General features: G+C 62.2%; 19 protein-coding genes. 12 read left to right on the plus strand and 7 right to left on the minus strand.

Annotation, left to right across the window (positions count from 1 at the left end; all coding sequences use genetic code 11):
• Positions 1 to 24 precede the first annotated feature (24 nt).
• Entirely contained in the window at positions 25 to 801 is a 777-nt protein-coding gene (locus MVC20_RS04230) for a transglutaminase family protein (protein WP_297538761.1), read from the plus strand.
• Positions 802 to 810: 9 nt separating this feature from the next.
• Here MVC20_RS04230 and MVC20_RS04235 read toward each other — a convergent pair whose 3' ends face one another.
• Together MVC20_RS04235 and MVC20_RS04240 are read right to left on the minus strand one after the other, a co-directional pair.
• Entirely contained in the window at positions 811 to 1,530 is a 720-nt protein-coding gene (locus MVC20_RS04235; RefSeq protein ID WP_297538763.1) for an SDR family oxidoreductase, read from the minus strand.
• Positions 1,527 to 3,056, minus strand: a complete 1,530-nt coding sequence (locus tag MVC20_RS04240; protein WP_297538765.1) for an AAA family ATPase — start codon at positions 3,054 to 3,056, stop codon at positions 1,527 to 1,529. Before MVC20_RS04240 ends, MVC20_RS04235 begins: the two co-directional genes overlap by 4 nt.
• A gap of 155 nt (positions 3,057 to 3,211) precedes the next feature.
• Between MVC20_RS04240 and MVC20_RS04245 the strand changes: the two genes are divergently transcribed.
• A complete protein-coding gene (locus MVC20_RS04245) occupies positions 3,212 to 4,021 on the plus strand; it encodes a division plane positioning ATPase MipZ (protein ID WP_297539141.1) in 810 nt (269 codons plus the stop codon).
• Between the two features lie 15 nt (positions 4,022 to 4,036).
• On the opposite strand, the gene serB is transcribed toward MVC20_RS04245, so the two are convergent.
• Both serB and MVC20_RS04255 read right to left on the minus strand, forming a co-directional pair.
• Entirely contained in the window at positions 4,037 to 4,906 is an 870-nt protein-coding gene (gene serB / locus MVC20_RS04250; protein ID WP_297538767.1) for a phosphoserine phosphatase SerB, read from the minus strand.
• Positions 4,907 to 5,065: 159 nt separating this feature from the next.
• A complete protein-coding gene (locus MVC20_RS04255) occupies positions 5,066 to 5,734 on the minus strand; it encodes an NAD(P)H-dependent oxidoreductase (RefSeq protein WP_297538769.1) in 669 nt (222 codons plus the stop codon).
• Positions 5,735 to 5,869: 135 nt separating this feature from the next.
• Between MVC20_RS04255 and MVC20_RS04260 the strand changes: the two genes are divergently transcribed.
• From MVC20_RS04260 to MVC20_RS04290, 7 genes are all read left to right on the plus strand, one after another.
• Positions 5,870 to 6,754, plus strand: a complete 885-nt coding sequence (locus MVC20_RS04260) for a LysR substrate-binding domain-containing protein (RefSeq protein ID WP_297538771.1) — start codon at positions 5,870 to 5,872, stop codon at positions 6,752 to 6,754.
• 285 nt (positions 6,755 to 7,039) lie between these two features.
• Positions 7,040 to 8,194: a phosphoserine transaminase gene (locus MVC20_RS04265; protein ID WP_297538772.1), complete on the plus strand. Its 1,155-nt coding sequence runs from the start codon at positions 7,040 to 7,042 to the stop codon at positions 8,192 to 8,194.
• A gap of 86 nt (positions 8,195 to 8,280) precedes the next feature.
• Complete coding sequence (gene serA / locus MVC20_RS04270; RefSeq protein WP_297538773.1) at positions 8,281 to 9,876, plus strand: phosphoglycerate dehydrogenase; 1,596 nt, start codon at positions 8,281 to 8,283, stop codon at positions 9,874 to 9,876.
• A gap of 210 nt (positions 9,877 to 10,086) precedes the next feature.
• Positions 10,087 to 10,968, plus strand: a complete 882-nt coding sequence (locus MVC20_RS04275; protein ID WP_297538775.1) for a LysR family transcriptional regulator — start codon at positions 10,087 to 10,089, stop codon at positions 10,966 to 10,968.
• 51 nt (positions 10,969 to 11,019) lie between these two features.
• Entirely contained in the window at positions 11,020 to 11,733 is a 714-nt protein-coding gene (locus tag MVC20_RS04280; RefSeq protein ID WP_297538777.1) for a metallophosphoesterase, read from the plus strand.
• A gap of 96 nt (positions 11,734 to 11,829) precedes the next feature.
• A complete protein-coding gene (locus tag MVC20_RS04285; RefSeq protein ID WP_297538779.1) occupies positions 11,830 to 13,005 on the plus strand; it encodes an acetyl-CoA C-acyltransferase family protein in 1,176 nt (391 codons plus the stop codon).
• A gap of 86 nt (positions 13,006 to 13,091) precedes the next feature.
• Entirely contained in the window at positions 13,092 to 15,254 is a 2,163-nt protein-coding gene (locus MVC20_RS04290) for a response regulator (RefSeq protein ID WP_297538781.1), read from the plus strand.
• Here MVC20_RS04290 and yaaA read toward each other — a convergent pair.
• The 3 genes from yaaA to MVC20_RS04305 form a co-directional block, all read right to left on the minus strand.
• The gene (gene yaaA, locus MVC20_RS04295; RefSeq protein ID WP_297538782.1) at positions 15,239 to 16,003 is read right to left on the minus strand and encodes a peroxide stress protein YaaA; all 765 of its coding nucleotides are present in this window, start codon (positions 16,001 to 16,003) and stop codon (positions 15,239 to 15,241) included. The genes MVC20_RS04290 and yaaA overlap by 16 nt on opposite strands.
• 32 nt (positions 16,004 to 16,035) lie before the next feature.
• Positions 16,036 to 18,072 carry a DNA helicase RecQ gene (recQ, locus tag MVC20_RS04300; RefSeq protein ID WP_297538784.1) on the minus strand — a complete coding sequence of 679 codons (2,037 nt, stop codon included), beginning with the start codon at positions 18,070 to 18,072 and terminating at the stop codon, positions 16,036 to 16,038.
• 79 nt (positions 18,073 to 18,151) lie between these two features.
• On the minus strand, positions 18,152 to 18,439 hold the full coding sequence (locus tag MVC20_RS04305) for a YggT family protein (RefSeq protein ID WP_297538786.1): 288 nt from the start codon (positions 18,437 to 18,439) through the stop codon (positions 18,152 to 18,154).
• Positions 18,440 to 18,566: 127 nt separating this feature from the next.
• Here MVC20_RS04305 and MVC20_RS04310 point away from each other — a divergent pair, with 127 nt between their 5' ends.
• Genes MVC20_RS04310 through mepA form a run of 3 tightly spaced genes read left to right on the plus strand, consistent with a single transcriptional unit; the run spans position 18,567 to position 21,455 of the window.
• Positions 18,567 to 19,112 carry an acyl-CoA thioesterase gene (locus tag MVC20_RS04310; protein WP_297538789.1) on the plus strand — a complete coding sequence of 182 codons (546 nt, stop codon included), beginning with the start codon at positions 18,567 to 18,569 and terminating at the stop codon, positions 19,110 to 19,112.
• A gap of 55 nt (positions 19,113 to 19,167) precedes the next feature.
• Entirely contained in the window at positions 19,168 to 20,553 is a 1,386-nt protein-coding gene (locus MVC20_RS04315) for an MFS transporter (protein WP_297538792.1), read from the plus strand.
• Positions 20,532 to 21,455: a penicillin-insensitive murein endopeptidase gene (gene mepA, locus MVC20_RS04320; RefSeq protein WP_297538794.1), complete on the plus strand. Its 924-nt coding sequence runs from the start codon at positions 20,532 to 20,534 to the stop codon at positions 21,453 to 21,455. The genes MVC20_RS04315 and mepA overlap by 22 nt, the downstream gene beginning before the upstream one ends.
• Positions 21,456 to 21,628 lie beyond the last annotated feature (173 nt).

Consider the following 21,628-nt stretch of genomic DNA (forward strand, 5'->3'; position numbering starts at 1 on the left):
CCCTTAGACCACGATAGAGAGCCCATGCGCCTGAACATCGACGTGACCATGGATTATCAACTGACGGGGCATGATACCGTGCTCCTGACGCTCGAGGCGGCCCAGACCGACGGGCAGGTCGTGATCGAGAGCGCGCTCGATGTCGAGGGGGCCGATCTGCGTGGGATCGAGGTTGAGGGGATGCCGGGGCGGCGGGTCTGGGCGCATGTGACCAGCGACCGGATGAAGCTGCGGTATCGAGCCTTGGTCGAGGTGACGCGCGCGGGGGCCGCGTTAGAGCGGCTTGCAGGCACGCCGATGCGCGACCTGCCCGGCGAGGTGGTCAGCTACCTGCGCCCCTCGCGGTTCTGCCAATCCGATCTCTTGACCGAATTTGCGGCGCAACAGTTTCGCGGGCTGGACGGCGGCGCGCGGATTGCGGCGATCGTGGACTGGGCCCGCTCCGAGATTACCTATGTGCCCGGCTCTTCCAGCGCTACAACCTCGGCTGTGGACAGCTTTGTCGCGCGCCGGGGCGTGTGCCGCGACTACGCCCACCTCGTCTGCAGCCTGGCACGCGCGGGCAATATTCCGGCGCGCTATACCTCGGTCTATGGCGCCGACGTGGACCCGCCCGATTTTCACGCGGTTGCCGAGGTGTGGCTTGAAGGGGCATGGCACCTTGTCGATGCCACCGGCATGAGCCACGCCGGCGATATGGTGGTCATCGGCTCTGGCCGGGACGCCAGCGACGTGGCCTTCATGGAAACCGAAGACTGGGCCCGCCCGCTCTGGCAAAAGGTCGATGTGCGCCGGGTGTGACGCGCCTCCTCAGCCCCGCCCGATATAGGGCATTTTCGTCGCCATCAGCGTCATGAACTGCACATTCGCCTCAAGTGGCAATTCAGCCATGTGCAGCACCGATGCGCCCACATGCGCGACGTCCATCGTCGGAGGCGGCGCATCGGGATTGGCGGCGATGATCCCCTCCAGCAACTCGGTGCGGGCGTTGCCGATGTCGATCTGGCTGCAGGCGATGTCATAGGGGCGGCCATCAAGGCTGAGTGTCTTGGTCAAGCCGGTGATTGCATGTTTGGTGGTGGTATAGGCCACCGAGCCGGGGCGCGGTGCATGTGCGGAAATCGAGCCATTGTTGATGATCCTCCCCCCCATCGGGGATTGATTGCGCATTTGGGCAAAGGCCGCGCGGGCACAGAGAAACATGCCATTCAGGTTCACATCCACGACCCGGCGCCATTCCTCGTAGCTCAGCTCGTCGATCATCGCGGCGCGACCAAAACTGCCCGCGTTGTTGAAGAGCACATCAAGCCGTCCGGCGCGGGTGATGAAATCCTCGAACACCCGCACCACATCGCCGGGGTCTGTGACATCGCCGGGCAGGATCACGGCATTGTCATATCCCTTGGCCACCGCCTCGAGTGCCTCGGCGCGCCGCGCCATCAATCCTACATGCCATCCAGCCCCCAGAAAGGCGCGTGCGCAGGCGGCTCCGATACCGGCGCTTGCCCCGGTGATCAGCACGGTTTTCATGTCTCTTCCTCCTGTTCGAGTTGCAGAGGTGCCGGCCCTCCGCGCAAATCATCAATCGTGAGCGGTGCCGTCGGTTTGGAAAGCCGGTTGCGCACGATCCAGTGCAGGCGCTCTTCGGCGCGGGTGATCGCCACATAGGCCAGCCGTTTCCAGAGCGGTTGGCCCGCTTCCGACCGACCCATCTGCGCGGCGGCATAGATGTCTGGGGCGAACACCTGCACATCGGGCCATTGGCTGCCTTGCGCCTTGTGGATCGTCACTGCCGCGCCATGCAGGAACGTTGCTCCCATATGCGCAGCAAAGGGGATGAACGGCTCTTCCTCATCCGGTTTTTCGATCTTGACGATAGAGGCGGCCGAGATTTGCGGGTCTTCGGCCCCGATCACATGCAGGCGGGAAAAGCCGGGTTTGCGCCCCGGCCCGAGATAGACCACCTGCGCCCCCTTGATCAGCCCGCGCGCCTCGAGATCAAGCCGCTTCTTGCGATGCTTGAGCGGCAGTTCGATCCCGTCACAGATCAGCGGCTCGCCTGCCAAGAGCGCGGTTTCGGGCGCGCCATGCACGGCGCGAAAGGCGTTGATAAGTCGAATACGCGTGGCGTTGCGCCAGACCAGAACCGGCGAGCGTGCCATCAGATCGACTTCTACCCGCTCGGCCCATCTGACCCGCTCATCCTTGCGGGCCGTGTCTTCGATCATCCGCTCGAAATGATGAAACTCCAGCGCAGGATCGGCGAGGGCGTGGGCCAGATCAAGGATCGGGTTATCCGCATCCTGCCGATGAATACGGCTCAGCTCCAGTCGCGCAGGGGCGGGCAAGGTTTCGAACACCATCCCGCCCGTGGACTTGACGGGCGGCAGTTGCGCCGGATCCCCAAAGAGCACGAGGGTCGGGAAAATCTCTTGCAGGTCTTCGAACTGTTGTGCGTCAAGCATGCTCGCTTCATCGACAAAGCCAATATCCAGCGGCTCTTCGCGCCGCTTCCAGCCGGTGATGAAATCCGACCCGCGCAGGCCGGCCGCCGCAAGCGCGCCGGGAATGGATTTGTTGCTCTGATAAAACGCATAGGCACGGTCGAGCGCCAGATCTGTCAACCCCTCGATCTCGGGGCGTTCACCCTGACCGGCCAGCCATTCGGCGATCTTCTCATACTCCGGGTGATAGACTGGGGTGTATAGGATGCGGTGGATGGTGGTGGCCGGCACGCCACGCATGCGCAATACGCTCGCCGCCTTGTTGGTGGGGGCAAGAATGGCGAGGGTGCGTTTGTCCCGGCGTTTGCGGCTTTCGTAATCGCCCGAAACGATCTCGACACCCGCTTCTTCCAGCGCGCGATAGAGGGCCGCCAAGAGCAGCGTCTTGCCCGATCCCGCCTTGCCTGTAACAGCCATGACCGCGCCCTTGCCGTCGCGTGGCGGGGTCAGCAGGCCTGTGTCAATATCCACGCCGACAACGCGCAGCGCCGCCGCGATACGGTCATGCGCCTCGGCCTGATCGGGCGAATAGGTCAGTGCGGTTTGCGTCATGGCGCGACCCTAGCCTTGGTGTGCGGCAGGTGCCAGAGCCAAAGGCGCTTGACCAGCCGGGGCGCACTTCCCTATTGCAGCGCAGCCGGGTAATGTCCGGCAAAAAGACCGGGGGCGGCAACGATCCGCACCTCGCGACCAAGGGGAAATGGACTATGGCGCATATCATCGTCGTCGGCAATGAAAAGGGCGGCGCGGGCAAATCGACCGTGTCGATGCATGTGGCGACGGCTCTGGCCCGGATGGGCCACAAGACCAGCGCGCTTGATCTCGATTTGCGCCAGCGTACCTTTGGTCGCTACGCCGAAAACCGCGCCAAGTTCATGGCGGCGTCTGGCCTCGACCTGCCCAGCCCACGGTATCACGAATTGCCCGAAGTGGCCGCGGATCAGCTCAAGCCGGGCGAGAATGTCTATGATCGGCGCCTCTCGGCGGCGGTGGCGGAACTGGAGGCGGACAGCGATTTCATCGTGATCGACTGTCCCGGTTCGCACACCCGACTGAGCCAGGTGGCCCATAGCCTCGCCGATACGCTGGTCACACCGCTCAATGACAGTTTCATCGACTTTGACCTGCTGGCCCGGATCGACAGCGACGGCAAAAAGATCCTTGGCCCCTCGGTCTATTCCGAAATGGTCTGGAGCGCGCGACAACTGCGGGCGCAAGCCGGATTGCGCGCGATTGACTGGGTCGTGGTGCGCAACCGTCTTGGCGCGCAACAGATGGTCAACAAGAAGAAGATGGGCGATGCCGTCGATAACCTTGCCAAGCGGATCGGTTTTCGCGTGGCGCCAGGGTTCAACGAGCGGGTGATCTTTCGCGAATTGTTCCCGCGCGGCCTGACCTTGCTTGACCTCAAGGATATTGGCGTGAAGGGTCTCAATATCTCGAACATCGCCGCGCGTCAGGAATTGCGCGAATTGATCAAGGCACTGAACCTGCCGGGTGTGACCGCCAATTTCTAAGCTTCTGCGTGGGGCTCAGGTCTCGAACTGATCCCGGGCATAGCCTTGGATATAGAGCAGCGCTGTCAGGTCGCCGTGATTGATGCGGATGTCGCATTGGGCGGCAACGCTTGGCTTGGCATGAAGCGCCACGCCCGCGCCCGCACGGCCCAGCATGCCCAGATCATTGGCCCCATCCCCGACCGCGAGAACGTCGGCTTCTGTGATCCCCAGCCGTGCGCTGATCTCTTCCAGCGCCTGCACTTTGGCCGCGCGCCCCAGAATGGGCCGGGCAACTTCGCCAAGAAGACGCCCATTATCGGTCAGAAGCGTATTGGCGCGGTTTTCGTCAAATCCGAGATGCGCAGCGACAGAGGCTGTAAAGGCGGTGAACCCGCCCGAGACCAGCGCGCAATAGGCACCGTTGGCCCGCATCGTGGCCACCAAGGCAGCGCCGCCGGGCATATAGGTAATCCGGTTTGTCAGGACCTCGCCAATCACCGTTTCGGGCAAATCCCGCAGCAGCGCAACGCGTTCGATCAGCGCGCCCTCGAAATCCAGCTCGCCATTCATCGCCCGCGCGGTGATGGCGCGGACATGGGCGCCCACACCCGCAACCTCGGCCAGCTCGTCGATGCATTCCTGCTGGATCATGGTGCTGTCCATATCCGCGAGCAGCATCTTCTTGCGCCGCCCCTCGGCGGGCTGGACCACCAGATCGACGCGCATGTTCTGCAACTCGGCCCAGACCTCCCACCGGTTGCCGGGACCCTGCGGGAGGCTGAACTCGGCCGCCTCGTCCGGGGCAAGCCAGACCGCATCGCCGCCGCCCCAGGCATTTCGCAAGTTTTCGACAAGCGCGGGCTCAAGCGCCCCGGGGGCGGCGATCAGGGTGGAGATGTGCATGAAAACCTCGAGGTTGCGATACACGGAGTCCATAGCCCAGCTATGCCCGGGGTTCCAGTGGGCGGGCGAGGGCAAGTCGGTGCAACACAACTTGACAGAAGCCTTGGTGGCGCGGAATGCGATCCGCACCACCTGCTTTTGCCGGGTCAGGTTTCCGGTTCAGGCCGCCAGTGCGGCACCTCTGGCCATTTTCGCGGCCAGATCGCGGGTGCGGGTTTCGGCCATGTCAAAGGATGCCTGGAAACGATCATCCTTGAATTCCTGGTATTCGATGGCGATTATCTCGATATCGTCCTGCGCGACGCCGAAATAATGCGCACAGGCCGCAAGAGCCGGGTCAAGCGCATTGAGATGAGCCCTCACACCACCGGGCGCAAAGCCGAATTCGCCGCGCGCCGACAGTACGACCAGCCGTTTCCCCGAGAGGATCGCCTCGATCGGCGTGTCGCCACGTGCCAGATCGAAGGAGAAGGTCTTGCCGATCCGCGCCACGTGGTCAATCCACGCTTTCAAGGCGCTGGGCATACCGTAATTGTACATCGGTGCCCCGATGACGAGGATATCCGCCGCGATCACCTCGTCGATCAGGGTGTCCGACAAGGCAAGGCGCTCGTTCATCCATGGTTCGCGGTCTTCGGTCGGGGTAAAGGCGGCATGTATGAATTTGTGGTCGATTGCAGGGACCGGGTTCAGCCCGACATCCCGGTCGATCACCCGCGTGTTAGGGGCGTTGGTCAGAAACGTTCGGGTGAACACCCCGGTCAAGTGTCGTGTGAGAGAGCGTTCCTCGAGTTGGGCGCTTGCATCAATTCGCAAAAGAGTGGGCATTGGTAATCTCCTGGGATTTTTCATTACCGGATTTACCTAGCAAGCGGCTAATCTCATGGCGAAAGCGAATTTCTCAGGGCATGGGTGAATGAGATTCACCCATGTTACATGCCCGGACAGGAAAGGAGGAAACCGATGCGGCGCCTGCCACCCTTGCATGCGCTCCGTGCATTCGAAGCCGCCGCCCGGCATCTGCATTTCGCCCGTGCCGCGGAAGAACTTAACCTGACGCCGACAGCGATCAGCCACCAGATCCGCCAGCTTGAAGACATCCTGGCGGTGAAGCTCTTCCACCGCTACCCGCGACCGCTGCGTCTTTCGGTGGAGGGAGAGGCGCTGTACCCGGTCCTGCGCGAGAGTTTCGACCGCATGGCACATGCCGTTTCAGGGCTTTCGCAGCTGGATAGGGACCGCCCGCTGACGGTGTCTGTAACAGTCGCTTTCGCGAGCCTGTGGCTGTTGCGGCGCCTGCCCGCATTGCGCAGCCAGACCGGCCTGAATCTCAAGATCGAGGCTGACAACCGACCAGTCGATCTGTCCGGTAGCGAGGTCGACTTTGCGGTGCGTTACGCGGTTCAAGCGGACCCGGATGGTCAGTGGCTGCCGCTATTCAAGGATAGCCTGATCCCGCTCTGTGCGCCAGAACTGCTGCGCCGGCACCCCGTCGATGACAGCGCCGACATCCTTCGCATGCCGCTGATCCAGTACCGCTGGAGCTGTGGCGCGGAGGCGCCGCCCACCTGGCAGCGCTGGTCGCGGGCCGCCGGGCTGAATGCCGAGGTGCCTCAGGTCGCACAGCATTTTTCAGAGGAAATCAATGCTATTGACGCGGCGCTTGCGGGTCAGGGCGTGGCCTTGGCATCGAGTGTATTGGCTGCCTCGGCGGTGGAGGCTGGCGAATTGGTGCGGCTGTCCGAAACGGAATTGCCCGGCAGAACGTTCTGGGCTGTGAGCCGCGATGCGCATCCGCGTTTTGCCGACGTGGAGCGTTTCGCGTCATGGGCGCGATCTTGCGGCTAAGCCTGCGCATGGTGAGTGTGCTCGTTTCGGGCATTCCGGGCACTGCCATGCAGTCAGCTTTGAATGCGCGAGCCGATCCGGACGAAGAGTGCTTTTTGCATCGTGGGGAGTGACCGGACAGAGGTGTGGGCACCTGTTTCCGATCGTGGACACGCGATGTCGCATTTTTCACTCAAGCGGCGTTCTAGCGTCATTTCTGCACTTGCGAAAGACCCCGGTTGTCCGTAATCCGATCAGTGGGACACCCCTCCCCAACGAGGGGCGCTTATCTGAGAGGGTAGCTAAATGGCTATTGAAGCACCGGCAACGCGGCCGGCAAATCCGCGTTTTTCCTCTGGCCCCTGTGCCAAGATCCCCACATTCACGCTCGACATGCTGTCTGACGCCCCTCTGGGCCGCAGCCACCGTGCTGCCGTGGGCAAGGCCAAGCTGAAGGCCGCAATCGAGAATACGCGCGCCATTCTGGGCGTGCCCGCCGAATACAAGATCGGCATCGTGCCCGCCTCTGACACCGGCGCCGTGGAAATGGCGATGTGGAGCCTTCTGGGTGCGCGCCCGGTCGAGATGCTGGCGTGGGAGAGCTTCGGCGCAGGCTGGGTCTCGGACGTGGTCAAGCAACTCAAGCTCGACGCGGTGGTCAAGACCGCGGATTATGGGCAGATCGTCGATCTGGCCTCGGTCGATACCGACAAGGATGTTGTCTTTACCTGGAACGGCACCACCTCTGGCGTGCGCGTGCCGAATGGCGACTGGATCAAGGCGGATCGTCAGGGTCTCACGATCTGTGACGCAACCAGCGCGGCCTTTGCGCAGGATCTGCCGTGGGACAAGCTCGATGTGACGACGTTCTCTTGGCAAAAGGTGCTGGGGGGCGAGGCGGCGCATGGTATGCTGATCCTTAGCCCGCGCGCGGTGGAGCGGCTCGAAAGCTATACCCCCGCATGGCCCCTGCCCAAGATCTTCCGCTTGACCAAGGGTGGCAAGCTGATCGACGGCATCTTTGTTGGCGAGACCATCAACACGCCTTCGATGCTGGCGGTCGAGGATTACCTTGTTGCGCTCGATTGGGCGGCTTCGGTGGGCGGCATGGCCGGTCTGCAAGCGCGCGCCAATGCCAATCTGGCGGCGGTCGAGGAATTCGTGGCGCAGAACGATTGGCTGGCGTTTCTCGCGGCTGATCCGGCGATCCGCTCGAACACATCAGTGTGTTTGACCTTTGAGGATGCCCGGATCACCGATGGCGCCGCGTTCGCCAAGGCGGTTGCCAAGCGGCTGGAAACGGCGGGTGTCGCCTTTGACATCGGTGCCTACCGAGATGCGCCCGCTGGTTTGCGCATCTGGTGTGGTGGCACGGTCGAGACCGCCGATGTCGCGGCCCTCATGCCGTGGATCAAATGGGCGTTCGAGACCGAGATCGCAGCGCTGTCCGTATCAGCCTGATCCCGATTTCTTGAAAAGAAATCGGTCCGAAGTCTTTGAAAGACTCCGGACCTCTCTCCCCAAGCTTTCATAAAAGGACCAGACAGATGGCCCCCAAGGTTCTCGTATCCGACAAACTCTCTGAAACCGCCGTCCAGATCTTTCGTGATCGGGGCATCGAGGTGGATTTTCGCCCGGAACTGGGCAAGGACAAGGAAAAACTCGCCGAGGTGATCGGTGACTATGATGGCCTTGCCATCCGCTCCGCGACCAAGGTCACGGAGAAAATCCTTGCCAATGCCCATAAACTCAAGGTGATCGCGCGCGCCGGTATCGGCACCGACAACATCGACAAGGAAGCCGCCTCGAAGAAGGGCGTGATCGTGATGAACACGCCCTTTGGCAACATGATCACGACCGCCGAGCACGCAATCGCGATGATGTTCGCCGTCGCACGCCAACTGCCCGAGGCCTCTGTCTCGACCCATGCTGGCAAATGGGAAAAGAACGCGTTCATGGGTGTTGAGCTTTTCAACAAGACCCTTGGGGTGATTGGCGCAGGCAATATCGGTGGTATCGTCTGTGACCGGGCGCGTGGCCTCAAGATGAAGGTGATCGCCTACGATCCCTTCCTGGGTCAGGAAAAGGCCGACAAGATGGGCGTGGAAAAGGTCGAGCTTGAGGAATTGCTCAAGCGGTCCGATTTCATCACGCTGCATGTGCCGTTGACCGATCAGACCCGCAATATCCTCAGCCGCGAAAACCTCGAGAAAACCAAGAAGGGCGTGCGCATCATCAACTGCGCGCGTGGCGGTCTGGTGGATGAGCAGGCGCTCGCGGACCTCTTGAAATCCGGCCATGTTGCGGGCGCGGGCTTTGATGTGTTCACCGAGGAGCCAGCGGTGGAGAACCCGCTCTTTGGCCTGCCCAATGTGGTCTGCACGCCGCATCTTGGGGCTGCCACGACAGAGGCGCAGGAAAATGTTGCCTTGCAAGTGGCGGAACAGATGTCGGATTACCTTCTGACCGGGGCTGTCACCAACGCCCTCAACATGCCGTCGGTCACGGCGGAAGAGGCCAAGGTGATGGGGCCGTGGATCAAGCTGGCGGATCACTTGGGCAATTTCATCGGCCAGATGACCGATGAGCCGATCAAGGCCATCAACATCCTCTACGATGGTGTCGTTTCCGAGATGAACCTTGGCGCGCTCACCTCCGCCGCGGTGGCGGGGATCATGAAATCGGTCAACCCCGAGGTCAACATGGTCTCGGCCCCCGTCGTGGCCAAGGAACGCGGTGTCAAGATCAGCACCACCAAGCAGGACAAATCCGGCGCGTTTGAAGGCTATATCAAGATCACCGTGGTCACGGACAAGCGCGAGCGCTCGATCGGCGGCACGGTGTTCTCGGATGGCAAGCCGCGTTTCATCCAGATCAAGGGGATCAACATCGACGCCGAGATCGGACGGTACATGCTTTACACGACCAACGAGGATGTGCCGGGCATTATCGGCACGCTTGGTCAGACGATGGGCGATCATGGCGTCAACATCGCCAACTTTACCCTCGGTCGCGCCGATGCCGGGGGCGAGGCGATTGCGCTTCTTTATGTTGATGCTCCGGTACCTGCCGAGGCGATCAAAGCGCTGCATGCCACGGGCAAGTTCCAGCAAATCCGCGAATTGCGATTTGATGTGAACTGAACACGGCCCCTCTCGCACGAGACCGGCTTTTACATCTCCCGACCGCCGCCCCGCGCCTGCTGGGCGGCGGTTTTCTCTCTGCCGATTTCTTGTGCGAGAAACCCTTGAAACCGACTTTCGTCACCCTAAAAACAGGATTTGGCTGCATGCGTCCTGCGCGACTGCGGCCATTGGACGAGGAAAACCTGCCAGACAAACGCTTTGAACCCGATGGATTTTGCCAAGTTTGACATGAATCTCCTGCGCGTCCTGGACGCGCTTCTCATCACCCGCTCCACGACTCTTGCCGCGCAACAGGTGGGGCTGTCCCAGCCTGCGGTTTCGTCCGCTCTTGGGCGGTTGCGACAGGCTCTGAGCGATCCTCTTTTTCTGCGTGAGGGGCGGCACCTCGTGCCAACGGATTATGCGCAGTCGCTCGCCCAACCCGTGCGGGCGATTCTAGCCGAAGCCGAAGCGCTGCTGGCCCGTCCAACAAGTTTTGATTCTGCGCGATCCGAGCGGCATTTTCATATCCTGGGGGCAGAATTCTGGGGGGCGCATCTCTTGCCCGAACTGATGACGCAGGTGGCTTCCGAGGCGCCCGGCGTTACCCTCTCTTGTGCTGCCATGCCCGGTGCGGACCCCACCGAGGCGCTTTTGCTCAAACGTGCGGATCTGGCGCTGTGCCCAATGTGCGCGCTACCGGATTGGGCGGCGGCACAGCCGCTCTATCGCGCGGATCCTATGGTGCTTGCGCGGGCCGATCATCCGGGTTTGGCTGAGGCAGGGGTTACCCCCGGCGACACGCTCTCTCCAGACCTGGTGGCAGACCTGCCGCGCGCGGATTGTGTCGCCGCCCCCGGCAACGGGCACGGTCGGGCGGTGATCACCCTGCCTGATCTGCACACGCTTGCGACCCTCTTGGGATGCACTCCGCTGGTGTCGATACTGCCCCGGCCCTTGGCCGAGCATCTGGCTGCGCGTCAGGGCCTGGCAACCTACGCCCTTCCTGAACCAACTCCTGCGACCGAGGTGGCGATGATCTGGCATGTCCGGTCGCAGAACGACCCGGCGCATCGCTGGCTGCGCGAGCGTCTGGCGCATAGGCTCTGACCGTCGCGGGAATCGCTGGACATCCGCCGCGCAGAGGTGTCCAACGACGCCATGACCGATCCCATCTATGCCATTCCCGATATTCACGGGCAGGATGCCCTGCTCGACGCGGCGCTTGACCTTGTGGCGCGTGACGGCGGCAGTGATGCGCGCATCATCTTTCTGGGTGATCTGGTGGACCGGGGGCCGAATAGCCGGGCCGTGATCGACCGCCTTATGACTGGTCAGGCGCAGGGGCTGCCATGGACCGTGTTGCGCGGTAATCACGACCAGATGTTCGTCGATTTTCTGGATAGCGGCGTGATTCAGTCCCCGCATATCCGTTCTGGCCTGTCGTGGTTGCATCACCGCTTGGGTGGGGCCGCGACGCTCGCCTCATATGGGCTCGACGTGAGCGAAGACATGACCGAGTGGGAGGCCGCCTGTCGTGCCGTGCCCCGGGCGCATCGTGACTGGCTGGCGGCTCTGCCGCTCTGGCAAGAGGCGGGGGAGTTGCTCTTTGTTCATGCCGGCATCCGCCCCGGTCTCAGCTTGCCCGTCCAAGACCCTGTGGACCTGATGTGGATCAGGGACGGATTTCTGGATTACGAGGCCCCGCATCCCTGGCTCGTGGTTCATGGTCACACCGCGCTCGAGATGCCCACCCATTTCGGCAACCGCATTGATCTGGACGGGGGGGCCGCCTATGGGCGTCCGCTTTGGCCAGCGGTGTTCGAGGGGCGCGATGCCTGGCTCTTGACGGAAACGGGCCGAATCCCTCTCTGATTGGGGCATGTCTAGCCTCTGACGACACGTCCCCGTTGCCATGGGTGCGCGCCTGCCGCTAGGCTCGTGCCAACGCAACCCGGGGAGAGGATACCCATGACTGACATCGTGATTCTGGACGGATGCCGCACAGCGATTGGCACTTTCGGTGGAGCGCTTGCGGGCACGCCGCCCACCGCTCTCGGAGCCATCGTGGCGCGCGAGGCTCTGGCGCGCTCGGGCGTTGAGGGCGGGCAAATCGGGCATGTGGTCTTTGGCCATGTCATCAACACCGAACCGCGCGATATGTATGTCAGCCGGGTAGCGGCGATGGAGGCGGGTATTCCCGACACCACGCCGGCGATGAACGTCAACCGCCTCTGCGGCTCTGGCGCGCAGGCAATTGTTTCGGTCGTGCAATCCCTGATGCTGGGCGATGCCGATTTCGGTCTCGCTGGTGGGGCCGAGAACATGAGCCGCTCGCCTTTCATCATCCCCGATCAACGCTGGGGGGCCAAGATGGGCGACATCAAGACGCTCGACATGATGCTGGGCGCGCTCAACTGTCCCTTTGGCACCGGGCATATGGGCGTCACCGCCGAGAATGTCGCGGCAGAGCACGATATCAGCCGGGCCGATCAGGATGCGTTTGCCCTCGAAAGCCAGAGCCGCGCCGCCACGGCTATCGCCGAGGGACGTTTCAAATCCCAGATCGTGCCGGTCGAGGTGCGCGTGAAGCGTGACATGGTGGCCTTTGACACCGACGAGCATCCCAAGGCCACCACCGCCGAGGCGCTTGCCGGTCTCAAGCCGGTGTTCCAGAAGGACGGCTCCGTCACCGCCGGTAACGCGAGCGGCATCAACGATGGCGCTGCCGCCCTTGTTTTGGCGCGTGCCGATGCCGCAGAGGCGGCCGGTCTCAAGCCGCGCGCGCGTATCCTTGGGTACGCCCACGCCGGTGTGCGCCCTCAGGTGATGGGCATTGGCCCGGTGCCTGCGGTGGAAATGCTGCTCAAGCGGATTGGACACGAGGCGTCCGATTTTGATGTGATCGAATCCAACGAAGCTTTTGCGGCCCAAGCGCTTGCGGTCAACAAGGGGCTTGGTCTTGATCCCGCCCGGGTCAATCCCAATGGCGGCGCGATCGCGCTTGGCCATCCGGTTGGGGCGACTGGGGCGATCCTGACGGTCAAGGCGCTCTATGAGCTGGAGCGGACCGGGGGCAAGCGTGCGATCATCACCATGTGCATCGGTGGCGGTCAGGGGATTGCCCTCGCGATCGAGCGTCTCTGAGCGGGTATTTTCAGCGGCTTTAACCGCATGTTCACGACGATGCCGGATGGTGACACGATCACGATCCGGCATGTCGGAGAACGGGCATGAGCCTTGCGAACAAACTGGCAGAAGAACGGCGCGCCAGACTGGCCGCAGAGCGGCTATTGGAACAGAAACAGGCCGAATTACAGGCCGCCAATCGCAAGCTGGGCAAGCATGCCTTGGCCCTCTCGCACGAGATTCACGAAACACGGGCAGAGGTTCAAACCGTCCGAGACGAGAACCAGCGTGTTAAATCCGATCTGAACGTCGCCTATCAAAAGGTCGAGATTGCCGAGCGCCGCCTCTGGCATTCGATCGAGACCATTCAGGACGGTTTCGCCTTTTTCGACGCCGATAGCCGGATGATTGCCGCCAACAATGCCTATCTCGCGGTCTTTGACGGGTTGGAGGCGGTCAAGCCCGGTGTCAGCTATGTCGAGATCCTGCAATTCATCACCGAAGAGGGGATCGTCAACATCGGGGCGCTCAAGCCGCATGAATGGCGCGAGAGAATGCTGGACCGTTGGCAGGGGACGCAACCTGAACCAGAGGTGATCCGCCTCTGGAATGGCCAGTATATCAAGCTGATTGATCAACGCGGCCATGGGGGCGATGTCGTTAGCCTCGCGCTCAACATTACCGACACGATCCGCTATGAAAAAGAGCTGAAGGAAGCCCGCCGTAGGGCAGAGGCGGCGAACCGGGCGAAATCATCCTTTCTCGCCAATATGAGCCATGAAATCCGCACGCCGATGAATGGGGTGGTCGGCATGGCAGAGCTCTTGATGGAAACCGAGCTGACCGAAGAACAGCGGCTCTTTACCTCGACCATCAAGAACTCTGGCGAAGCGCTCCTGGTGATCATCAACGATGTGCTGGACTACTCCAAGATCGAGGCCGAAAAGCTGGTTCTGCACGCCGAACCCTTTGATCTGGAACGCTGCATCCACGAGCTTGTGACGCTGATGCAGGTCAATGCCCGCGACAAGGGGCTGGATATCCTGGTCGATTACGATCTCTTCCTGCCGACGCGCTTTGTGGGCGATCCGGGGCGTATCCGCCAGATCATGACCAACCTTCTGGGCAATGCGGTGAAATTCACCGAAACGGGTCATGTTCTGGTGCGCGTGACGGGCCTGCATCCCGATGCCGAGGGGCGGGCGAGCATTCATGTCACGGTTGAGGATACCGGGATCGGGATTCCGCCGGACAAGATCGACCACATCTTTGGCGAGTTCAATCAGGTCGACGATGAACGCAATCGCAAGTTCGAGGGAACGGGCCTTGGCCTTGCCATTTCGCAAAAGCTGATCCGGATGATGGGTGGCAAGATCTGGGTCGAGTCCGAGCAGGGCAAAGGGTCGATCTTTGGATTTTCGGTTTCTTTGCCACTGGCAGAGATTGCCGAGGTCGACGTGCCCAACCTGATCAACGGCCCGTGCAGGGCCCTGATCGTCGAGCCGCAGGCAGCCAGCCGCGCCATTCTGGAACGGCAATTGGACCAGTTGGGGGTCACGGCGGTCTCTTGCCAGAGCGCGGCAGAGGCCTTGGCGCAGGTGGGCGCGGGGTTTGATCTGGTGGTGAGCGATCACAACATGGTCGGGATGGATGGGTTGGAGTTGGCAGAGGCGCTGCGCGAGAGTGGGCAGGACATGCCCTTTCTGCTGCTCAGTCCCAACACCGGCTATGCCGAACAGGATCCGGCGCGCGTCCATGTGCAGGCGGTGCTGCAAAAGCCTGTGGCGCGGCAGGATCTCTTTGCTGCCCTGGCCGCCGTGATGCCCCCTGTCACCGCGCCCGACCGCGCGATGCGGGTGCTGGCGGCTGAGGATAACCGCACCAATCGGCTGGTATTTTCCAACATGGTCAAGGGGTTGGACATCGAGCTGAGCTTTGCCGAGAATGGTTGCGAGGCGGTTGACCTCTTTCGCGCTCTGGCGCCAGACGTGATTTTCATGGATATTTCGATGCCCAAGATGGACGGCAAAGAGGCCACGCGCGCCATTCGCGCGCTCGAGGCGCAAAGCGGTGGCCACGTTCCCATCGTGGCAATGACCGCCCATGCGATGACCGGGGATGACACGGATATCATGGCGGCGGGTCTTGATCATTACCTGACCAAGCCGCTGCGCAAGGAGATGATCCTTGGCCACATCCGCGCGGCCTGTCCCAGCGGCGCACGTGCGCCCGACGGCGTGGCCCGCCCGGTTCAGGCGGTCGGATGATCGCGCAGGAACACTGGCTGATCGGGTTTCGACAGGCTGGCCTCATGGCGATAGCCGCCGCTGTCAAAATCCAGAATGGCGTCGGAATCCGTCAGGCGGTTCTGGATGATGAAGCGTGCCATCGCGCCTCGCGCCCGCTTGGCGTAAAAGCTGACGATCTTTGGCGTGCCCGCCTTTTCCTCCATGAACACCGGTGTGACCACCCGCAGGCGCAGCGCCTCGCGGTCAACCGCGCCGAAATATTCCTGACTGGCGCAATTGATCAGCGTGTCGGTCCCCAGCGTTTCTGCCTGCGCATTCAGTGCCTCTGAGATCTGCGCGCCCCAATAGTCATAGAGCGTTTTGCCGCGCGCGGTCTTCAGCCGGCTGCCCATCTCAAGACGGTAGGGCTGGATCGCATCAAGGGGGCGCAAAAGCCCGTAAAGCCCGGACAGAATGCGGAAATGATCCTGCGCCCAAGACAGTTCGTCCGGGTCCAGTGATCCCGCCTCAAGCCCCTGATACGTGTCACCGGCAAAGGCCAGAGCGGCGGGCTTCTCCTCCATCTGGCCAAACTCGGCAAAGCGGTCGGCGTTGAGGCGCGCGAGGTTTTCGCTGATATGCATCAGCTTTTGCAACTCGCCCACGTTCAACCCCTGCGCAACCTGCGCCAGATCCTCGGCATCCTGGGCAAAGGCGGGGCGGGTGGGCGTGATCCCCTCGACCGGGCTCATGTCGAGTTTCTTGGCTGGGGAGACGACGACAAGCATGTATTGATCCTTTTGGCAACGCAGTCTGTGATCTAGGACGCGGCGTGCAGAACGTCCAGAAAGGCGGCGCCAAAACGGTCGGCGTATTTCTCGCCCAGGAGGCGCTGCATCTCTTGCGCGGTGCGGGGTCTCTGGCTGGCCACCTTGGCAAGAAGTGCGGCAGAGCAACTGAGCGGACGCTCGATGCCTGTCTCGCCCCGGCTCAGGTCGGCCTGCACCTGCATCAACCGGTCGTAAACTTCGCCTGCGGTGCTGCCTGCCAGCTTGCGGCGGGTCGGATGCACGGTCGCGCTTGCTCCGGTGATCACTTCGAGAAACTCTGCGCCATAGCGCTCCAGCTTCTTGGCACCGACGCCGCTGATCCGGGCCATCTGGTCCAGCGTTTCAGGCCGGGTTTCAGCCATTTCGATCAGGGTTCGGTCGTTGAAGACGATATAGGCCGGAACGCCCGCCGCCTCTGCCAGCGCGCGGCGCTTGGCCTTGAGCGCCGAGAGAAGCGGCGCATCCTCGTCAGACACAAGCGCACGCACGGCGGGCCGGGGGGTATGGTCGATCGTATCGCGGCGCAGGGTCACGCTCTCTTCACCACGCAGGATCGGGCGGGCGGTTTCGGTCATCACCAGCGCGCCATGCCGCTCGCGGTCGGGCCGTATCAGGTCACGCCCCATCATCTGACGAAACACGCCCTGCCAGCCGCGTTTGTCCATGTCACGCCCGACGCCAAAGGTGGGCAGCGCCTCATGCCCGCGTTGACGCACCTTGTCGGTCGCGGTGCCGGTCAGAATGTCGATCAGATGGCCAGAGCCAAAGCTTTCGCCGGTGCGCAGGATCGCCGATAGCGCCTTGCGCACCGCCTCCGTGCCGTCAAAGGTCTCGGGTGGGGTATCGCAGAGGTCGCAATTGCCACAAGGCGCGGCCGTCTCGCCGAAATAGCGCAGAAGCGTGGCGCGGCGACATTCCAATGCCTCGGCCAGACCCAGAAGCGCGTTGAGCCGCCCATGATCGGCCATGCGTCGGTCAGGCGGGGCCATCCCCTCGTCGATCTGGGTGCGGCGCAGGCGGATGTCGTCGGGACCAAAGAGCGTGAGCGTTTCGGCAGGGGCACCATCGCGCCCGGCGCGGCCGATCTCCTGATAATAGCCCTCGATGGATTTGGGCAGGTCGGCATGCGCGACCCAGCGGATATCGGGCTTGTCCACGCCCATGCCAAAGGCGACGGTGGCGACAACGATCAGCCCGTCCTCGCTGCTGAACCGCCCTTCGACGATGCGCCGCGCCTCGGGCTCCATCCCGCCATGATAGGCGCAGGCGGAATGCCCCGCGTCCACGAGGGCACGCGCGAGGGTTTCGGTCTTGGCGCGGGTGCCGCAATAGACGATGCCCGACTGTCCCTTGCGGGCGGCGGCAAACTCCATGATCTGTGCGCGCGGATTGTCCTTGGCGGCAAAGGCCATGTGGATATTGGGCCGGTCAAAACCTTGCAGGAAGGTCTGCGGCGGCTGCCCGTCAAAGAGCTTGTCGACGATCTCGTCGCGGGTTTCGGCATCGGCGGTGGCGGTAAAGGCGGCAAGCGGCACGTTGAGCGCGCGCCTCAGCTCGCCGATACGCAGGTAATCGGGGCGGAAATCATGGCCCCATTGGCTGACGCAATGGGCCTCGTCCACGGCGATGAGACCCACACCAATGCGGCGCAACATGCCAAGCGATGATCCCGCCGCCAGCCGTTCGGGCGCGATATAGAGAAGGCGCAAGCGGCCTGCTTCGAGGGCCTGCCAAACCTCGGCGGTCTCTTCCTCGGTATTGCCAGAGGTGAGCGCGCCCGCCTCGACCCCCGCCGCCCTGAGCGCGCGGACCTGATCGCGCATCAGGGCGATGAGCGGGGATATGACCACGGTCACACCCTCGCGCATCAGCGCGGGGATCTGAAAGCAAAGGGATTTGCCGCCCCCGGTGGGCATGATGGCCAGAGTGTTACAGCCGGTGGCGACGGTGTGAATGATCTCTTCCTGCCCGGGACGAAAGGCATCGAATCCGAACACATCGCGCAAAAGCGTGGCGGCGCTTGGCATGAGACCCCTGTAAGATTTGACTATATCTGCTCTTACAAGAGGTTTTTCATACTAAGATTAGGTGAACAAGCCCTGGAAATCAGTAAAACGCCGCAGCGTTGTTGATCAGCACGATTCGCAGCGCATAAACCGCGACGAGCACCACCAGCGGGGCCAGATCAATCCCGGACATGGGCGGAAGGATGCGGCGCACACGGCTGTACATCGGCTCTAGCAGGCGGTTCAGGCCATACCACACCTGTGCCACGAATTGCTGGCGCAGGTTCAGTACCTGGAAATTGATCAGCCAGGACATGATGACATGCGCGATGATGAAGAACCACAGGATGTCGAGAATGAGCATCAGGATCTGGAAAAGCGATTGCATGGGCGAATGTCCTCTGGGTCTGCCGCCTATGACCTATGCAAGCGCGCGGCAAAGCGCAAGTCTGACGCGCGGTCGCGGTTGACGCGCCCCGACGCGGATGCCAAGCCGCCTGCAAAGGAGACCGAGCATGTATCCCGTTCTGCGCCTGATGTGGCAATTCCACCTGCACCGCAAATCCCCGCGCCTGCCGCTGACGGGGACGCATGTGTCGCACCACATCTGCATGCCCTGGGACATCGACCTGTGGCGCGAGCTGAACAATGGGCGGACGCTGACGATCTTTGATCTGGGTCGGATACCACTGGCGGGGCGAGTGGGGTTGATCGGCGCGCTCAAGCGCAATCGTTGGGGTTTGGCGATTGCCGGGGCGAGCGTGCGTTATCGCCGCCGGATCACCATGTTCGAGCGGATCGAAATGCGGTCTCGCCTGCTGTCCTGGGATGAAAAGTTCGTCTATGTCGAGCAATCCATGTGGAAAGCATCGGGCGAATGCGCCAACCACATCCTGCTCCGCGCGGCGATTACGGGGCGCGGAGGGATCATCGCGCCGGACCGTGCCGTTGCCGAAATGGGGCAGGACATGCGCGCGCCCGATCTGCCGGACTGGGCCGCAGCCTGGATCGCGGCGGATGCCACACGTCCGTGGCCGCCCATGCAGGACACGCAGGAATAGCTTGCGCAGAGCCCGCAAGGGTTGTCATATCCCTTTAAACAAAAGGGGTTGGGGCATGGCAGGCATATCGCAGCGCAAGCGGATCTGGGGCTGGTACTTCTTTGATTGGGCCAGTCAGCCCTATCACACGCTGCTTGTGACCTTTGTCTTTGGGCCCTATTTCGCCTCGGTCGCGTCCGAGCATTTCATGGGCAGCGGCCTGATCGAAGAGGCGGCGGATGCGCAGGCGCAGGCGATGTGGTCTTGGTGTCTGACGGTGACGGGGCTGATCATCGGGTTGGGGGCACCGATCATGGGGGCCTTTGCCGATACCACCGGGCGGCGGCTGCCGTGGATTATTGTTTTTTCAATGATTTACGTGGCCGGTGCCACGGCGATCTGGGGCATGTTGCCGGATGGCTCGAACCTTTGGTGGGGGCTGCTCGCCTTTGGGTTCGGCTTTATCGGGGCGGAATACGCGCTGATTTTCATCAATTCGCAATTGCCCTCTCTTGGGATGCCAGAGGAGGTGGGCGACATTTCCGGATCGGGCTTTGCCTTTGGCTATCTGGGGGGCGTCCTGTCGCTGATGATCGTGCTGGCGCTCTTGGTCGAGCAATCGAGCGGCAAGACCCTGATCGGGCTTGATCCGATCCTCGGGCTCGATGCCACGCAGCGCGAGGGGACCCGGGCCGTGGGGCCGTTCACGGCGCTCTGGTTCGTGGTGTTCATGGTGCCCTATTTTCTCTGGGTGCGGGATACGGGGCCACGGGGGCCGGGTGGAGGTGTGGCCAAGGCGCTTGGAACATTGCTCAAGACAATCAAGAGCTTGCGTCACAGGCTGAGCCTGAGCACCTATCTCGGCTCGTCGATGTTCTACCGCGATGCTCTCAACGGGCTCTATGGTTTTGGCGGCACCTACGCGATCCTCGTGTTGAACTGGTCGATCACCTCTGTGGGCATTTTCGGGATCATCGGGGCGATTGCCGGGGCGGTGTTCAGCTGGATTGGCGGCAAGGCGGATAAGCGGTTCGGCCCCAAGCCGGTGATCAAACTGGCGATCTGGGCGCTGATCGGGGTCTGCGTGATCGTTGTGGGGATGGACCGGAGCCAGATCTTCGGGCTGCCGCTGGCAGAGGGGTCCACGCTCCCGGATATGATATTTTTCGGCTGTGGCGTGCTGATCGGTGGCTTTGGCGGGGTGTTGCAAGCGGCCAGCCGGTCGCTGATGGTGCGGCACACAGACCCTGCCTTACCCACTGAAAACTTTGGACTTTATGGGTTGTCCGGGCGCGCGACGGCGTTCATGGCACCGGCGCTCATCGGCCTTGTGACCACGCTGAGCGGGTCGGCGCGCATCGGGGTTTCGCCCGTGATTTTGCTTTTTGGTATCGGCCTTGTTCTGCTACGCTGGGTGAAAGCGGAAGGGGACAGGGAAACATGGGTCGGGTCGTCGTCATAGGTGCGCTTTTGCTCGGGCTTGCGGGTTGCATGCAGTCCAAACCGGAGCCTCAGGAGACGGGCGTTTTGTCCAGCCAGAGCATCCCGGCGTCGATGCAAGGTGTTCATGCCAAACAACTTTTCGGTGCGCAGCGCGGCGCGTCCGAGCATAGCCCGGCGGCTTATGGCAGCTATGCCAAGGGGTGCCTCGCAGGGGCGGTTGCCCTGCCCGAGAGCGGACCCACATGGCAGGCCATGCGCCTGAGCCGCAATCGCAATTGGGGGCACCCGGAAACCATTGATCTGGTTCAGAAATTGTCGCGCGTCGCGGCGCAGCAACCGGGCTGGAGCGGGCTCTATGTCGGGGATATAAGCCAGCCGCGCGGCGGCCCGATGCTGACGGGCCATGCCAGTCACCAGATGGGATTGGATGCCGATATCTGGCTGAGACCGGCGGACAATCTCAATCTGAGTGCGACGCAGAGGGAAAATATCTCTTCTATTTCAATGCAGAGGGCGAATGGCGCCTATACCAACAGCCAATGGACCCGTGCCCATCACGAGATCGTAAAGGCCGCAGCCAAGGACCCGCGCACAGCCCGGATTTTCATTTTTCCTGGGGCCAAGGTGCAGATGTGCAAGGATGAACAGGGCGGTGATCGGGAGTGGTTGCGCAAGGTTCGGCCGTGGTATGGGCATCATTACCATTTCCATGTCAGGCTGAATTGTCCAAGCGGAGCAACGGGTTGCGCGCCGCAAGATGCGGTGCCGCCGGGGGATGGCTGTGCCGAGGCGCAAGAGTGGGTGCGCAATATCCTGAACCCGCCACCGCCCGATCCCAATGCGCCCAAGCCCAAGCCCAAGCGCGAGTTGACCATGGCCGATTTGCCGCGCCAGTGTGTTGCGGTGTTGCAGGCTGAATAAATCAGCATGATGCGAGAATTTTTGCACGCACCACATGATTTTGTTTTGACAAGTGCAAAATCTGTGGCAACCTGTGGATAAGTTCAACAAGCGAAAGGAGGTGGTCCAGTGTCTATAGAGGGATTGGAGCGAGGTGTCGGAACAGTTCGGGAGGGGATCGCCTGAGGCAGCCC

This window comes from Roseovarius sp. (assembly GCF_027019125.1).
In the GTDB taxonomy this organism is placed as follows: domain Bacteria; phylum Pseudomonadota; class Alphaproteobacteria; order Rhodobacterales; family Rhodobacteraceae; genus Roseovarius.

Excerpts from the sequence above, each read along its gene's own strand:
- mepA (WP_297538794.1), top strand. The coding sequence starts at position 20,532 with ATGGGTCGGGTCGTCGTCATAGGTGCGCTTTTGCTCGGGCTTGCGGGT.
- MVC20_RS04260 (WP_297538771.1), top strand. The coding sequence starts at position 5,870 with ATGCGGCGCCTGCCACCCTTGCATGCGCTCCGTGCATTCGAAGCCGCC.
- serB (WP_297538767.1), bottom strand. The coding sequence starts at position 4,906 with ATGCACATCTCCACCCTGATCGCCGCCCCCGGGGCGCTTGAGCCCGCG.
- MVC20_RS04310 (WP_297538789.1), top strand. The coding sequence starts at position 18,567 with ATGTATCCCGTTCTGCGCCTGATGTGGCAATTCCACCTGCACCGCAAA.
- MVC20_RS04245 (WP_297539141.1), top strand. The coding sequence starts at position 3,212 with ATGGCGCATATCATCGTCGTCGGCAATGAAAAGGGCGGCGCGGGCAAA.
- yaaA (WP_297538782.1), bottom strand. The coding sequence starts at position 16,003 with ATGCTTGTCGTCGTCTCCCCAGCCAAGAAACTCGACATGAGCCCGGTC.
- serA (WP_297538773.1), top strand. The coding sequence starts at position 8,281 with ATGGCCCCCAAGGTTCTCGTATCCGACAAACTCTCTGAAACCGCCGTC.
- MVC20_RS04315 (WP_297538792.1), top strand. The coding sequence starts at position 19,168 with ATGGCAGGCATATCGCAGCGCAAGCGGATCTGGGGCTGGTACTTCTTT.
- MVC20_RS04235 (WP_297538763.1), bottom strand. The coding sequence starts at position 1,530 with ATGAAAACCGTGCTGATCACCGGGGCAAGCGCCGGTATCGGAGCCGCC.
- MVC20_RS04265 (WP_297538772.1), top strand. The coding sequence starts at position 7,040 with ATGGCTATTGAAGCACCGGCAACGCGGCCGGCAAATCCGCGTTTTTCC.
- MVC20_RS04290 (WP_297538781.1), top strand. The coding sequence starts at position 13,092 with ATGAGCCTTGCGAACAAACTGGCAGAAGAACGGCGCGCCAGACTGGCC.
- MVC20_RS04280 (WP_297538777.1), top strand. The coding sequence starts at position 11,020 with ATGACCGATCCCATCTATGCCATTCCCGATATTCACGGGCAGGATGCC.
- recQ (WP_297538784.1), bottom strand. The coding sequence starts at position 18,072 with ATGCCAAGCGCCGCCACGCTTTTGCGCGATGTGTTCGGATTCGATGCC.
- MVC20_RS04240 (WP_297538765.1), bottom strand. The coding sequence starts at position 3,056 with ATGACGCAAACCGCACTGACCTATTCGCCCGATCAGGCCGAGGCGCAT.
- MVC20_RS04275 (WP_297538775.1), top strand. The coding sequence starts at position 10,087 with ATGGATTTTGCCAAGTTTGACATGAATCTCCTGCGCGTCCTGGACGCG.
- MVC20_RS04285 (WP_297538779.1), top strand. The coding sequence starts at position 11,830 with ATGACTGACATCGTGATTCTGGACGGATGCCGCACAGCGATTGGCACT.
- MVC20_RS04305 (WP_297538786.1), bottom strand. The coding sequence starts at position 18,439 with ATGCAATCGCTTTTCCAGATCCTGATGCTCATTCTCGACATCCTGTGG.
- MVC20_RS04230 (WP_297538761.1), top strand. The coding sequence starts at position 25 with ATGCGCCTGAACATCGACGTGACCATGGATTATCAACTGACGGGGCAT.
- MVC20_RS04255 (WP_297538769.1), bottom strand. The coding sequence starts at position 5,734 with ATGCCCACTCTTTTGCGAATTGATGCAAGCGCCCAACTCGAGGAACGC.